Origin of the sequence: Microbacterium sp. CGR2 (assembly GCF_003626735.1) — a bacterium.
GTDB lineage: Bacteria > Actinomycetota > Actinomycetes > Actinomycetales > Microbacteriaceae > Microbacterium.
The window spans coordinates 1116244-1130119 of the sequence record NZ_RBHX01000001.1 but is presented as its reverse complement, the minus strand read 5'-3'; the positions used below and the strand labels follow the sequence as shown (position 1 = coordinate 1130119).

Below are 13876 nucleotides of genomic sequence, written 5' to 3'. Positions count from 1 at the left end.
ACCCGCGGCCCGCCTCTGGCGCAAAGGGGGTGGCAGGGGCGGATCCCGACGGCTAGGGTCTTTCCGCGTGACCATCACTCTTCGCGAACGACGCTCGGGCCTCGTGACCTCCGTCCGCGAGGCCGTCCGACCCACCCGGCTGCTGTTCGTCGCCAAGACAACGCTCGCCGTCGGGCTCGCGTGGGTGATCGCGCCGCACATGCCCGGTGTCACCGACGAGTACCCGTACTACGCCCCGCTCGGTGCGCTGGTGAGCATGTATCCCACACTGATGGGATCGGTGCGCACGAGTCTGCAGACACTGTTCGGCCTCGCCACCGGCATCGGCCTCGCCACCCTGGTGATTCTCACGATCGGGCCGACGTGGTGGACGATCCCCGTGGTCATCGGCGTCGGGGTGCTGCTGTCGGGCACCGGCTGGTTCGGCGCCGGGCGCGAGTACGTACCGATCGCGGCCCTCTTCGTCCTGGTGATCGGCGGGCAGAACCCGGACGACTACTCGCTCGGCTACCTCACCCAGATGGCAGTCGGCGTCGTGATCGGCCTTCTGGTGAACGTGCTGATCGCGCCGGCACCGCTCACCGGAGCGGCCGAGGCACGAGTCGAGGCGTTCCGTGAACAACTGAGTGCCCATCTCCATGACATCGGCGACGCGGTCTCAGAATCCTGGCCGCCCGAGACGGAGCAGTGGGCGGAGGATGCGGATTCGCTGGCTGAGACGACCGCGTCGCTGCGTGCGGCGCTGGCCGAGGCCGATGAGAGCCGCCGTGGCAACATCCGCGCGCGAGGGCGACGAGGAGACACTCACCACATTCACGAGCAGCTGACGGCCCTCGACCGGATCGCCCACCTCATCCGCGACATCTCCGAGGTCACCGCCGACACCATCTGGGAGCGGCCGACGGCCCTGCCCCTCGACCCGACGCTGCCAGAGCCATTGTCTGCGGCCTGTCACGCCGTCGCCGAGGTGATCGCGCAGGAGGACCCCGACTCGAGCGAGGGTCACCGCGAGCGTGGCCAGGCGGCTCGAGCGATCCGGCTCCTGCTGGAACAGGTCGACGACCGCACGATGGATGTTCGCAGCTCGATGGGCCCGGGCGTACTGGCGGCCATGCACCTGCGGCGCATTCTCATTCTCAGCAGTCCGCGGTCCCGTGACTCCGAGGCCCCCGAAGACGACTCAGCCGTGTGACCGGCTCCCCGCCACCTTGCGCACAGCCGCGCCCACGAGGACGATCGCTCCCACCCAGGGTCCGACGACGACGATCGGATCGAGCCAGGCGTGCCGGGAGTCCAGCCGCCCCCGCCCGAACCGCGACGACACGGGGCGATGTCCGAACTCGGAGAGGACACCGGTCTGCGTCACCGGGTCGTCTGGCCGACGGCTGGCCAGGGAGCGGATGTGGGCGCCGACCGACTCGACCCGGTCGCCCACGATGAGTATCAGCCAGCGAGTGTTCTTGGTCTCGCTGAGCCGGTCGTAGGCGAATCGGCGGATCCTCCCGGAGAGCCCGTGCAACGGCTGCGCCGTCCCGTAGACGGGCGTCAGCATCGCATGCTCGATCGATCGCTCTCGGCGCGCGTCGTTCGGCTGCCGCTCGGGGAACGTCCAGTGCGCCCCGTTCGGCTCCATGTCGTCGCGCTGCTGCCAGGTTCGACGGTGCTCCGGGGCGCGGTCCGCACCCCATCCGGGAATCCGCCCCTCCAGCACCTCCGCTGATGGCGCGAGATCGGGTTTCGCTGCTTCATAGGGCATGGTCACTCCTCTCCGACGATCACGACGGGTTTGATGCAGTCATCGAGCTTGGCCGAGAACACGTGATAGGCGTCGGCGATGTGCTCCAACGGGAATCGGTGGGTGAGGAGGTCGCTCGGACGCAGATGACCCGCCTGGATGTGCTCGAGGAGGCGCGGCCACTGACGCTTGACCGGGGCCTGATTCCCACGAATGGTGAGCCCCTTGTTCACGATGTCGCCGAGACGCACCGACGTCACGACCGGTCCGTACGCTCCGAGGAGAGAGACGGTGCCGCCCTTGCGCGCCGAGTCGACAGCCCAGTTCACCGCGACAGGCGAACCACCCTGCAGCTTCAGCTTCGCCCCGGCGATGTGCTGGAGGACGCTGCCGTCGGCTTCGGCACCCACGGCGTCGATGACCACGTCCGCTCCCAGGTGTCCCGTGGCCTCCTTCACCGCGAGGACGACATCGGCGACCTCGCCGAGATGGATGGTCTCCGCGTACGCGAAGGTCCGCGCCTTCTCCAGCCGGTAGTCGATGTGGTCGACGACGATGACCCGTCCGGCACCCAGGAACCAGGCGGATCGTGCAGCCGCGAGGCCCACAGGTCCCGCTCCGAAGACGACGACCGTGTCGCGTTCCGCGATGTCGCCGAGCTGCGCTCCGTAATAGCCGGTGGAGAACGCGTCGGTGAGCATGAGCGCATCCTCCGAGCTCAACCACTCCGGGATCACGGACGGGCCGACATCGGCGAACGGAACACGCACGAACTCCGCCTGGCCGCCGTCGTACCCGCCGGTCGAATGCGAGTAGCCGTAGATGCCTCCGACGGCGGTGGCGTTCGGGTTGACGTTGTGACAGTTGGAGAACAACCCGCGACTGCAGAAGTAGCACGTGCCGCAGTAGATGTTGAAAGGCACCATGACGCGGTCGCCGCGTTTGAGATTCTGCACCGACGACCCGACCTCGTCGACGATGCCGACGATCTCATGGCCGAAGGTGTGCCCGATGCGGGTGTCGGGCATCATCCCGTGGAACAGGTGCAGATCGGAGCCGCAGACGGCGGCCCGCGTCACACGGACGATGGCATCGTTCGGGTGCTGGATCTTCGGTTCCGGCTTCTCCTCGACGCGGATCTTGTAGGGACCGCGGTAGGCCATCGCTCTCATGTCGTCACGCGCGTGCCGACCGGGTGCCGGGCCGGTCGGTGCGAGACGAGCGCGACACGAGGAGGCCGAGCAGGATCATGCCCACGCCCAGCACGAGGTGCAGCCAGTTGTCGGCGTCATTGACGGGCAGGAAGTTCAGCTGGTCGTTGTTCACGGCGATGAGACCGTAGACCCACACGACCAGGTAGATCACACCGCCGACGATGAGGTACAACCGCGATGCCCGAGCGCGGGCCGCGACGGCGATACCGGCGACACCGAAGAGCAGGTGCACGAAGTTGTGCAGCACGGAGACCTGGAACACTCCCATCAGCATCGCCTCGGAATGGGCGCCGGCACCGTGGAGCTGGTCCTGGGTGATACCCGGGATGAAGCCGGCGATACCCACGAGAAGGAAGACGATGCCGACGACGAGCGCGGTCTTCTGAATGGCCGTCCTGGCGTAGCCGGACGAGGAATCGGTGGTTGTGCTCATGACAGTGCTCCTCAGCTGTGGCGGTGCGTCGACCGGCGGTGGAACCGGTCCGGATGGCCTGACGCTAACCATCTGCGGCATCTGTGAAGAGGGGATTGACGCCGTGGCGATCACGCTCTAGTTTCACGACGTCCGATGACGGCCATGGATGGATCCGGCCTCAGCTGACCGGGTGTCAACCCCCTCAGACCAGGGTCGAAACCTCGTTACGGTCATGATCTGGCGAGTTCGATCCGCGAGGGGGACCCGCCACCGCATTCGGATCGATTCCGCGCAGTACGAAGAACGGGGCCTCAGGTGCACGACCACTCCCCTGGCGGAGGCTCGCCGTTCGGGCAGTGGATCATGCTGCTTCCGTTCGTGGCCGCGGCGATCGTCTATGTCGCCGCCGCGGTGGGTGAGCAGCGCATCGGACGACCGTGGCCCTGGTGGCGCATGACGTTCTGGCTGCTCGGGCTCGCGACGGCGGCGATCGCGTTGTCCGGCACGCTGGCATCCGCCGACCGCCCGTTCACCGCTCACATCGTCGGCCACCTGCTGATCGGGATGGTCGCGCCGCTGTTCCTCGTGCTCGCGGCGCCGGTCACCCTCGCCCTGCGCAGTTTCGCCGTGCTTCCCGCGCGCCGCCTCAGCCGCGCGCTGCGCAGCTGGCCGGTGCGGGTGCTCATGCATCCGGTCGTCGCCGCACTGCTCAACGTCGGAGGACTCTGGGTGCTGCACCTCACGCCGCTGTACCAGAACACCTCGGAATCGTTCCTGCACATCCTGCTGATGGCGCATTTTCTTCTCACGGGCGTCCTGTTCACCGCCTCGATCCTCGCGGTCGACCCCTCACCGCACCGCGCCTCCGTCGCGGTGCGTCTCGTCGTGCTCGCGCTTTCCCTCGCCGCGCACGGCATCCTGGCGAAGACTCTGTACGCCGCGGCGGTGGGTGCACCGGGCGCGCTCGCGGGGCTCGTCCACGCTCCAGATGTGTCACCCGCCGACCTGCAGACCGGAGCGCAGATCATGTTCTACGGCGGAGACCTGGTCGACCTGACACTCATCGGCCTGCTGCTGTGGGGGTGGTACCGCAGCCCTGCGCGGCGCCGGGCCACACAGGACGGTCGGATGCCGCGGCGGCGCCCGAGCGCGCTGCAGAGAGGAATGCCATGAGCTCACCGCAGCCGACGAACCGGATGATCTTCCGCACCCGGACCTTCTGGGGCGCCGCGCTGATGGGCGTCGGCACGATGGCGGCGCTCGACGAGATCGTCTTCCACCAGCTGCTTCAGTGGCATCACTTCTATGACCGGGCATCCGGCGACGTCGGCCTGGTCTCCGACGGCCTCCTGCACGCGGCGGAGCTGGTGGCGCTCGGCGCGGGCTTCTTCCTCCTGCTCGATGCGCAGCGGCGACGGCAGTTCGCGGGACCGGTCGCCGCGTCCGGGTTTCTGACAGGCCTGGGTGCGTTCCAGTTGTGGGACGGAACAGTCGACCACAAGATCCTCCGACTGCACCAGATCAGGTACGACGTCGACCTTGTGCCCTACGACATCGCCTGGAACGGGGCGGGGCTGCTGCTGCTCGCCGCGGGGATCGTGCTCGGAGTCAGGGTGCAGCGCCGGACGACGCCGCCTCGGTGAGGCGAAGCCCCGGTAGCGCGGACAGCGCTGAGGCGACGAGCGCTGTTGTTCGCTCGTCGCCTCAGCGGTGGCTCAGCGCGTGAGACCCACGCGGTCGACCTTGCGGTGGTACCGCATGCCGGCCATGCCGCCGAGGATCGCCCCGATCAACGTGACGACAGCCGCACCGAGCGCCGTGAGGATGCCGGTGAGCGTTGCGGTCTCCGGGGTGACGGGGATGCGCGGGAAGCCCTGCAGGTTGCCGAGGATGTCCCACTGCGCGCCCGCGATGGCAGTGATGATGGCGATGACGATCGCGATGACGATCGCCCACAGCCAGACGGCGATGCCCTGCTTGACTCCGCTGAAGCGCGCCATCCGACCGGCCACGTAGCCGCCGGCGTAGTAGGAGATCAGAAGGACCAGGCCGATGACGATCAACGCGACGATCCCGCCGGTGCCCATCGCCGATTCTGCGGCCTCCTCCGGCGAGACATCGTTGCCGATGCCGATCGCCGCGCCGATGGCCGTGACGAGCGCGGTGAGCAGCACGGTGGTGCCCATGGCCGTCAGCCAGCCGAAGAACGCCGAGCCGAACTTGAAACCGCCGAACTCGGCTTTCTCGCGCTGATGGACGTCGTGCTGGAGTGCGCGGGCGTCGGTCACAGGTACCGCATCGCCCGGCGCGCCGACATGGCGGGTGTCACGATCGTCGTGAACGACGACCGGCTCACGGACATCGCTGTCGCGGACATCGTTGTGATCGCGGACATCGTTGTGATCACGGACATCGTTGTGGTCACGGACATCGTTGTGGTCACGGACATCCGTGTGGTCACGGATGTCGTTGTGGTCGCGGACGCCCTGCTGATCGTGCGGGACGGTGCGAGCGTCATCTGCGGGGATCGCGGCGCCGGACGAGCTCGGGTCGTGGACAGGCGTGCCCGTATCGCGGGTCACGCGGGGATCGGGATTGCTGTTGTCGGTGCTCATGCTCTGAAGCTAGGCCCCGGGGAGCTGTGGTCGAAGGTGCTTGTCCCGCCGAGCGATAGCGCGTACTGTTCCGCCGTTTACACCGTGATCCCGTCGACCGCAAGGGTCCTGGCCGATACGGCATCCGCCGGTACACAGGAGCGATGACCAGCAACGCCCACTCCACGAACCGCACCGGCCCCGATCCTGAAGCCCCCGGCAAGCCGGACTCTCCGGATGAGATCCACAAGCGGTCCTGGAAGTACGTCCTGCAGAAGACGATCCGAGAGTTCTCGTCCGATCAGTGCACCGACATCGCCGCGTCGCTGACGTACTACGCCGTGCTGTCGCTGTTCCCCGGTCTCATCGCGATCTTCTCGCTCCTCGGGGTCGTCGGGCAGGGCAAGGCCGCCAGTGACGCGGTGCTCGGGATCATCGAGCAGGTCGCTCCCGGCGAGACGGTCGAGACCATCCGCGGGCCCATCGAGCAGATCGCGGACTCCCCCGCGGCCGGATTCGCGCTGATCACCGGTGTGCTGCTCGCGATCTGGTCGGCATCCGGATACGTGGGTGCCTTCAGCCGGGCGATGAACCGCATCTACGAGATCGAGGAGGGTCGGCCGTTCTGGAAGCTGAAGCCCACTCAACTGCTGGTGACCGTGATCACGATCGTGCTGATCGTGATCGCCGCGATCATCCTCGTCGTCTCGGGTCCTGTGACGAAAGCGATCGGCGACGCCCTCGGCATCGGTGAGGTCGCGCAGACGATCTGGTCCATCGCGAAGTGGCCTGTGCTGGCGTTCATCGTGGTGCTGATCGTGGCGATCCTGTACTACGCCACCCCGAACGCGAAACAGCCGAAGTTCCGTTGGATCAGCATCGGCGCCCTGCTGGCGATCATCGTGCTGGGCCTGGCGACCCTCGCCTTCGGCTTCTACGTCGGGAACTTCTCCAACTACGACCGCACCTACGGGTCGTTGGCGGGCATCATCATCTTCCTGCTGTGGCTGTGGATCGCGAACCTCGCGCTGCTGTTCGGTGCGGAGTTCGATGCCGAGCTCGAACGTGGCCGACAGCTGCAGGCGGGCATCGCCGCCGAGGAGGACATCCAGCTCCCGGCGCGCGACACCCGCAAGAGCGACAAGGCGGCGGAAAAGGAGCAGAAGGACATCGAGGAAGGACGCCGGCTCCGCCAGCAGGCCGCGCGGGAAGACGACGGCGACCGGAAGTGACCGCGGTCGATCGGAAGTGAGCGCGGGGAAAACGGCATCGGTCGCCGCATCACCCCCGCACGTCACCGGAATTCTTGGACCCGGACATGTATCAGGAATGTCTTGCCGTGCTCCTGGTAGGTGTGATCACAATGGGCTTCATGATCGACGGCGCACCCGGCGCTGCTCTCGATCCTGCTTCAGACGACGGACCGGCCCGCTGGAAACGCGCCGCCCAGTCGTTCGACGCATGGCGCGAGGGCGACAGCCGCGCGATGGACGAGCTCGTACGCCTCATGACGCCCGTGCTCTGGCACGTCGTGCGCGCCTACGGCCTCGAGCGCACCCTCGCCGAAGACGTCGTCCAGACGACCTGGTTGCGGTTGGTACGTGGGCACGTCTCCATCACCGACCCGCGGGCGGTGGCCGCCTGGCTCACGACCACTGCGCGACGTGAGGCGTGGAAAGTCGGCAAGGCCAGCAACCGGATCGACACGGCGGATGCCGAAGACCTCGACGTGCTTCTTCCGGAACAGGCCTCCGCCGAAGAGCACGCCGCGATCGGCGATGAGAACCGCCGTCTCTGGGCGGCCGTCCAACGCCTGGCCGAGCGCTGCCAGCGACTGCTGCGGGTGATCGCCTTCGACGACCGTCCCGATTACGCACGACTCGCCGCTGATCTGGCCATGCCGATCGGGAGCATCGGGCCCACACGCAACCGCTGCCTCGCCAAGCTGCGCGCACTTCTGGATGCGCCGCTCACGCCGCGAGAGGAGGGCTTGCCGTGACCGACCAGGATGACGCCGCGATGTTCGCGCGGCTGCGCACGCTGTGGGGGGACGTCGACCCGATGCCCGCGGACCTGATCGATCGCATGGTCGCGGCGGTCGCCGCCGACGGTCTGAACCGCGAGTATGCGCTGCTCACCCTCGTCGACGGCGACCTGGCCGCCGTGCGCGGCGAAGCGGATGCTCTCACGCTGCAGTTCAGCGACGGCAGCACCAGCATCCTCTTGCATGTCACGACGACCGCGACCGGACGCCGTCGTGTGGACGGCTGGGTCGACGCCCGCGCCGACGAGATCGTGTTGACCCAAGGGGAGCGATCGACGACGACCACGCCGACCGACACGGGGCGATTCGTCTTCGACGAGGTCCCTCCCGGCCTCACCCGCGTGCGTCTGACGACCGGGTCCGAGGCTCCCTCGCGCATGCTTTCGACGCCGCAGTTCGAACTCTGACCCTCGGGCGCTGCCCGCCGACGATACCGCGGGGTGACCCGCACCGAGAGGATGACCCATGGATCAGCCGCAGGGATGGACCTGGCAGGACCGGGCCGAAGGATCGATCCGCCGCGGCACCGCACTCGACCCGAGCCTCGAGCCGGTCGACGGCATCCGGGCTTTCCCCACGGCATACCTGCCGCAACGGCTGCTGATCACACAGACACCGGAGGACAACGAGGCCTACGACCAGGAGGTGCGGACGCTACGCGACGCCGCCGACTCGTTCGGGTGGCGGCTCGAGATCGAGTCCGGCGACCGTGCTGCCCGCGAGATCGCCCCGGGCGTCCCCGGATTCCTTCGCGCACATCTGACGACGCCGGACCAACCGGAACGGGGAGAGTCGCCGATCGCCCCGGACGCCTGGCGCGTGCTCCAGCGAGCACGTCGGATGTCGCGCTCGACGATGCCGCGCACAAGTCTCGAGCATGTGCTGTCCATCGATCCGGTGGGGCTCAACCCGTTCAGTCGCACGAATCCCTTCAGCCGGACGAACCCTTTCAGCCGCACCAATCCCGTCGGCGGAGGAACCCGCGGGGCGGGCGCCGGCGGCAGCGAAGACTATCTCGAACCCGGACGCGGAGCGCGGCAGCCGGTCAGCTGGCTGGGACCGGCACCTCAGCGCGGACCGGCGCCGAAGCGCGGACGACGGCCGGTCGTCGCCGTCCTCGACACCGGCTGCGGGGAACACGCCTGGTTGCCGGCCGACGTCGTCACCCGCCACATCGAGCTCGACGGCGTTCCGGTCGGCCTCACCGACGACGCCGACCCGGAACGCTATCCCGATCTGTACGGTCAGCTCGACGGCGAGATCGATGCGGTCGCCGGGCACGGCACCTTCATCGCGGGCATCGTCCGCCAGGCGGCCCCGGATGCCGACATCCTCTCGGTGCGTGTCGCCGGCGCGCTCGGTGTGATCGACGAGAGCACTCTGCTGCGCACGGTGGGCCAGGTCGTGGAGTTGCTGCGTCGTCATCGCGAGAACCCCAAGACCGGGTTCCCGATCGACGTGCTGAGTCTCTCGCTCGGCTACTACCACGAGACGCCGACCGACGGCCTGTTCAGCCTGACCCTGTTCGCCCTGCTCGCCAAAGCCCGGGAGCTCGGTTGTGTCGTCGTCTGCTCGGCAGGCAACGACGCCATCGACCGGCCCTCGTTCCCGGCGTCGCTGTGGCCATGGCCGGGAGCCGACAACGGCATCCGGCCCGACACCGCCGCGCCGCACATCTCGGTGGGTGCGCTGAATCCGTCGGCACGGTCGGTCGCGCTGTTCTCGAACGTCGGACCGTGGGTGCAGACCTATGCTCCGGGTGCGGCCGTGGTGAGCACATCACCCGCATTCGTCGGTGGCGATCAGGCGGCGACGCGGGCCGACCTCGACGGCCTTCGCCGCGAGACCCTCGACCCGGACGACTACCGCGGGGGCTTCGCGGTGTGGAGCGGCACGTCGTTCGCCGCCCCGTATGTCGCCGGGCGGATCGCCGCGCAACTCGGGCCGGTGCCGACGGAGGGCGTGAAGGCGGATGCCGCGGCCAAGGCCGTCGCGGCCGTGCTCACGACACTGCCCACGCCGGTCGACCGCAGCTGACGGCTGCCGCCCAGCGGTCTCGGGTCTGCTGACGGGCACACACCGCGCACTTGTCGGGTTGACGGACGGATGTCGGCCCGAAACGCGGCGTGTCTCCCGGCATCTGTACTTTCTTCCGACATCTGTGCCCCGAAGGCGGACGAGCCCCTGGACGCCGGCGCGGATGCCGGAGGGTCCCCGCTCTTCCCCGGAGCCTTGGCGCACGGCATCCTGGTCGAATGCCCCTGGCCGCGATCGAGTTGCACCGGCGCGGCGTCGAAGCGGCGAATGCACGACGGTTCACGCAGGCGAGACGCGCGTTGGATGCGGCATCCGCTCGTACCGACGACGCCGACCTGCGCGCCCGCATCGACGGCACCGCCGCCTACGTGCTCGCGCAGACCGGTCAACCCGCCGCGGCCGAACGTCTCTGCCGGACGGCGCTCCGCCGTGCGGGCCTGCTGCGCGAGACGGTGGCACTCCTCAGCGGCCAGCTCGGCACCCTCCTCATGCACGGAGGGCGGCTGGAAGAAGCCGAGACGATGCTCACCCGGGCCGTCGACGCGCTCGCGGCGGCCAGCGAGGACACGACCGAGCTGGCGAACTGCCTGATGAACAGGTCGGTCGTGCGGATGCAGCGGCACGAGCTCGACGCCTGCATCGAGGATCTCCGGCGCGCGGTCGCCGTCTACGAGGCGGCGGGTGACGAGGGGCCGCTCGCCGAGGCCACGCACAATCTCGGCTACGCGGCATTGCTGGGTGGCGACCTCGTGACCGCACTCTCGCTCATGACCCGTTCTCGACCGACGCTCGCCGCGAGCAGCGATCTGGCCGCCGCGATCAGCGACCTCGACCGGGCCGAGGTGCTCCGCGATGCGGGCCTCACCACCGAAGCCGAGGCGCTGCTCGGCCAGGTCGCCACACAGTTCGGGGCGCAGCGCATGCGGCAGGCGCGAGCCGAAGCGGAGTTCCATCTCGCCCGTTCCCTGCTGCGCCATGACTCCGCGGCCGCGGAGCGCACCGCGCGCGCTGCTGCCCGACGGTTCGCGGCTCTCGGCAACGACGGCTGGGCGGCGCGAGCCGATGCTGTCCGTCTGGAGGCGCAGCAGCAGGCTCGCCCCCGGAGCCGCGTTGACGCCGACGCGTTCGCGCATGTCGCGAAGGTCCTCGAACGCCGTGGCTTCCGCACCGAGGCCATGGCTCTGCGGCTCAGTGCCCGGCGCGACGGCACGGGCCGCATGCCGCGGATCGACGAGTCCGCGCCGACGCCGTTGCGTTTGCGGGCCCACGAAGTGCGGGCCGCGCGGGCCGCCGCTTCGGGACGGCACCGCGAGGCGCTGCGTGCCACGGCCGAGGGGCTCGACCTCCTGGCCGCCTGGCAGCGATCCTTCGGCGCACTCGACCTGCAGGCGTCCGTCGCGATGCACGGCAGTCAGCTGATGTTCGCCGGGTTGGCAGCCGCTGCGCGGCTGCGCGACCCCGCGATCCTGTTCGAATGGTCTGAGCGCGCCCGACACCTCAGCCAGCAGGTGGCGCCCGTGCGTCCGCCGCATGACGAATCTCTGGCCGACGACCTGGCCGAACTGCGGATGCTGCGCGCCGAGCTCGCCGGCCAGGATTGGACGACCGACGCCCGAGTGCGCACCCTCCGTGATCGCGTTCGTGAACGTCAGTGGGCGACGACCGGTTCGGGCGGTACGCGTGACCGCTTCGGCCTGCGCGACACCATGGTGCAGCTCGATCCCGACACAGCGGTGCTGTCGTACGTGTTCACCGGGTCGGCGCTGCACTGCGTGGTGGTGACGGCTTCCGGAGCGACGATCGTCGACCTGTCGTGGCCGCGGGTCGAAGCAGGGCTCGACGGACTGCGCGCCGATCTCGACATGGCCGCCCTCACCCGCGGCGGGCAGATGGGGCTGGTGACCGAGAAGGCACTCGATGCGCGGTTGCGGCTCCTCGACGCCGACCTGCTCGCGCCGGCTCGTCTCGCTGCCCCCGCTGCCGGACGCGTGGTGATCACGGTGCCGGGTGCGTTGGGTGGTGTGCCGTGGTCGATGCTGCCCGGCATGGCCGGCACGCCCTTCACCCTCGCCGCCTCCGTCTCGCGGTGGCTTTCCGGACGACGCCGAAGCGGGTCGAGCACCCGCGTCGTCGGTTTGGCCGCAGGGCCCCGGGTGGCCCGGGCGTCTGAGGAGGTGCGGCGCGCGGCGGAAGCCTGGGGCGGGAGAGCGGCTGCGCCGCAGATCCTCGAAGGGCAGGACGCCACGGTCGCGGCGGTGACGGCCCTCGCGACAGACACCGACGTGCTGCATATCGCCGCCCACGGGAGGCACGCGGTGGACAACCCGCTGTTCTCGGGCTTCGAGCTCGTCGACGGCACGCTTTTCGGCTACGACGTCGACCTCATTCCGCGGGTTCCCGAGGTCGTCATCCTGTCCGCCTGCGAGTTGGGCCGTTCGTCGGTGCGCTGGGGTGAGGAAGCACTCGGCATGACAAGAGTGTGGCTGCATGCCGGCGCGGAGTGCGTCATCGCCGCCCCCGTCGCGGTGCCCGACGACATCGCGTGCGAACTGCTCAGCGCCGTGCATGCCGATCTCGCCCGAGGAGTCGAGCCGGCGGTCGCTCTGAGCGCGGCATCCGCTCGCACCGGACTCCGTGCGCCGTTCCAGACTCACGGGAACGGATTCTGAGCCGTTTTTCCCTTCGATGTATCAGAACGGATGCTTCCCCCTCCTGTTCTTCGGAAGGTGTCATGCGAAGGGCCTCGAAGGCGTGAGGTGCGAGGGAGGCGCAGTCGTTCTGGGGAATCCGTCCGCTGGGGAGCACGGATACGACACGGACACCATCTGCTCCGAGGGTGCTGCGGCTGGGAGGCCGCGGCACTCTCGCAGGGCCTCGGCGATCTGGGGACGCCGGGGCCCTAGGGGGGCTCCGTCGCACCCGTGAAGGACAGCCCACAAATTGGTGTTCAAGCCGCGTGGCCGTCCCGGCTCAAATCTCGGAGCGCCTGCGGGGCGGCGGATATCGCGCGTTATATTGCCATATTGGCGTGAGCACGTGATAGTTTCCCACCGCGCTGACCCTGACCCTAATCAAAAGAGAGCAGCGCCTAAACCACGCTCGCGGAGCAACGCTCCACGAATAGAAGGTGCACTTTCTGGACCTGGGTGAGGATCCGTGGAACCCTTACGTACTAGGCAGTTCAGGGGGTTGTGTGCAGTGTCATCACGTGTCATGAAAATCGTTTCGAGAGCCCTTAGGGCTTATCGCGAGTGCTGCAAGCGCTCGAAGGCGCGATCACATCAGAGATCGATGGTTCCCATGTCGCTCCTCGACGGCGCCTGAGTGATGAAGTACGCAAGGGCTGAAGGGTGACAGACACCCTTTTCGTTATCGCAGCAGGATTTTTTCTCACGGCGGTTATCTTCGGTTCCATGAGTCGTGCGATGAAGAACGAGTCCTTCGACCGCAATCGCGCCTTGGGTATTCGTACCCGCGCGACGCTCGCCTCCGATGAGGCGTGGTCTCGCGGGCATATAGCTCCAGTCCCGTGGGTGTGGTCTTCGGCAATCGCGGCGACCGTTTTCGGCTTGGCATTGGCGTCCCTCGGTTTCATGGGTGCGGAAGCTTCCAATCCCGCTGTCATCGTCATCACCTTGGGAGGCTTCGCCTCCGTCCTTGCCTGCCTAATAATCAGCGGCATCGTTGCCAACCGGGCTGCGAGGGCAACTGGTACCGGCCACGACAATCACAAACAGAGAGACGTAACCAATGAAGCGGATTAAGCATGCAGTAGTTGCGATGACGGGGGCATTCGCTTTGGCCCTGGCATCCGTCGCCCCGGCGGTCGCTGAGAGC

At 68.2% G+C, this 13876-nt stretch carries 13 protein-coding genes; 9 read left to right on the top strand and 4 right to left on the bottom strand.

The genetic code is table 11. The annotated features are described in order from the left end of the window. The first annotated feature begins 67 nt into the window (after positions 1-67). Positions 68-1192: an aromatic acid exporter family protein gene (locus D7252_RS05735; RefSeq protein WP_120774505.1), complete on the top strand. Its 1125-nt coding sequence runs from the start codon at positions 68-70 to the stop codon at positions 1190-1192. On the opposite strand, the gene D7252_RS05730 is transcribed toward D7252_RS05735, so the two are convergent. From D7252_RS05730 to D7252_RS05720, 3 genes are read right to left on the bottom strand one after another with little or no spacing between them, the layout of a single operon-like run. Beyond that, positions 1181-1756, bottom strand: a complete 576-nt coding sequence (locus D7252_RS05730; RefSeq protein WP_120774504.1) for a hypothetical protein — start codon at positions 1754-1756, stop codon at positions 1181-1183. The two genes, D7252_RS05735 and D7252_RS05730, sit on opposite strands and share 12 nt — an antisense overlap. Before the next feature lie 2 nt (positions 1757-1758). Further along, positions 1759-2907 carry a zinc-dependent alcohol dehydrogenase gene (locus tag D7252_RS05725; RefSeq protein WP_120774503.1) on the bottom strand — a complete coding sequence of 383 codons (1149 nt, stop codon included), beginning with the start codon at positions 2905-2907 and terminating at the stop codon, positions 1759-1761. Between the two features lie 4 nt (positions 2908-2911). Continuing rightward, a complete protein-coding gene (locus D7252_RS05720; RefSeq protein ID WP_183055193.1) occupies positions 2912-3382 on the bottom strand; it encodes a DUF4383 domain-containing protein in 471 nt (156 codons plus the stop codon). Between the two features lie 297 nt (positions 3383-3679). Between D7252_RS05720 and D7252_RS05715 the strand changes: the two genes are divergently transcribed. Together D7252_RS05715 and D7252_RS05710 are read left to right on the top strand one after the other, a co-directional pair. Further along, entirely contained in the window at positions 3680-4537 is an 858-nt protein-coding gene (locus D7252_RS05715) for a cytochrome c oxidase assembly protein (protein ID WP_120774502.1), read from the top strand. Further along, positions 4534-5007, top strand: coding sequence for a DUF2243 domain-containing protein (locus tag D7252_RS05710; protein ID WP_120774501.1), 474 nt, complete (start codon positions 4534-4536; stop codon positions 5005-5007). Before D7252_RS05715 ends, D7252_RS05710 begins: the two co-directional genes overlap by 4 nt. A 72-nt stretch (positions 5008-5079) precedes the next feature. On the opposite strand, the gene D7252_RS20325 is transcribed toward D7252_RS05710, so the two are convergent. Continuing rightward, positions 5080-5979 (bottom strand): hypothetical protein, encoded by a 900-nt coding sequence (locus tag D7252_RS20325; protein ID WP_251050638.1) that lies wholly within the window; start codon positions 5977-5979, stop codon positions 5080-5082. Between the two features lie 143 nt (positions 5980-6122). Here D7252_RS20325 and D7252_RS05700 point away from each other — a divergent pair, with 143 nt between their 5' ends. The 6 genes from D7252_RS05700 to D7252_RS05675 all read left to right on the top strand — a co-directional run bounded on the left by D7252_RS05700 (position 6123) and on the right by D7252_RS05675 (position 13803). Next, complete coding sequence (locus tag D7252_RS05700) at positions 6123-7190, top strand: YihY/virulence factor BrkB family protein (RefSeq protein WP_120774500.1); 1068 nt, start codon at positions 6123-6125, stop codon at positions 7188-7190. Positions 7191-7330: 140 nt separating this feature from the next. Beyond that, positions 7331-7957, top strand: a complete 627-nt coding sequence (locus D7252_RS05695; protein ID WP_251050637.1) for an RNA polymerase sigma factor — start codon at positions 7331-7333, stop codon at positions 7955-7957. Further along, the gene (locus D7252_RS05690) at positions 7954-8409 is read left to right on the top strand and encodes a hypothetical protein (RefSeq protein ID WP_120774498.1); all 456 of its coding nucleotides are present in this window, start codon (positions 7954-7956) and stop codon (positions 8407-8409) included. Before D7252_RS05695 ends, D7252_RS05690 begins: the two co-directional genes overlap by 4 nt. A 58-nt stretch (positions 8410-8467) precedes the next feature. Continuing rightward, the gene (locus tag D7252_RS05685) at positions 8468-10039 is read left to right on the top strand and encodes a S8/S53 family peptidase (protein ID WP_120774497.1); all 1572 of its coding nucleotides are present in this window, start codon (positions 8468-8470) and stop codon (positions 10037-10039) included. A gap of 218 nt (positions 10040-10257) precedes the next feature. Then, positions 10258-12708 carry a CHAT domain-containing protein gene (locus D7252_RS05680; protein ID WP_120774496.1) on the top strand — a complete coding sequence of 817 codons (2451 nt, stop codon included), beginning with the start codon at positions 10258-10260 and terminating at the stop codon, positions 12706-12708. 681 nt (positions 12709-13389) lie between these two features. Continuing rightward, positions 13390-13803: an SdpI family protein gene (locus D7252_RS05675; RefSeq protein WP_120774495.1), complete on the top strand. Its 414-nt coding sequence runs from the start codon at positions 13390-13392 to the stop codon at positions 13801-13803. The last annotated feature ends 73 nt before the right edge of the window (positions 13804-13876 follow it).

Coding starts and splice junctions, on each gene's coding strand:
- D7252_RS05730 (WP_120774504.1), bottom strand. CDS start 1,756: ATGCCCTATGAAGCAGCGAAACCCGATCTCGCGCCATCAGCGGAGGTG.
- D7252_RS05725 (WP_120774503.1), bottom strand. CDS start 2,907: ATGAGAGCGATGGCCTACCGCGGTCCCTACAAGATCCGCGTCGAGGAG.
- D7252_RS05720 (WP_183055193.1), bottom strand. CDS start 3,382: ATGAGCACAACCACCGATTCCTCGTCCGGCTACGCCAGGACGGCCATT.
- D7252_RS05710 (WP_120774501.1), top strand. CDS start 4,534: ATGAGCTCACCGCAGCCGACGAACCGGATGATCTTCCGCACCCGGACC.
- D7252_RS20325 (WP_251050638.1), bottom strand. CDS start 5,979: ATGAGCACCGACAACAGCAATCCCGATCCCCGCGTGACCCGCGATACG.
- D7252_RS05700 (WP_120774500.1), top strand. CDS start 6,123: ATGACCAGCAACGCCCACTCCACGAACCGCACCGGCCCCGATCCTGAA.
- D7252_RS05695 (WP_251050637.1), top strand. CDS start 7,331: ATGATCGACGGCGCACCCGGCGCTGCTCTCGATCCTGCTTCAGACGAC.
- D7252_RS05685 (WP_120774497.1), top strand. CDS start 8,468: ATGGATCAGCCGCAGGGATGGACCTGGCAGGACCGGGCCGAAGGATCG.
- D7252_RS05680 (WP_120774496.1), top strand. CDS start 10,258: ATGCCCCTGGCCGCGATCGAGTTGCACCGGCGCGGCGTCGAAGCGGCG.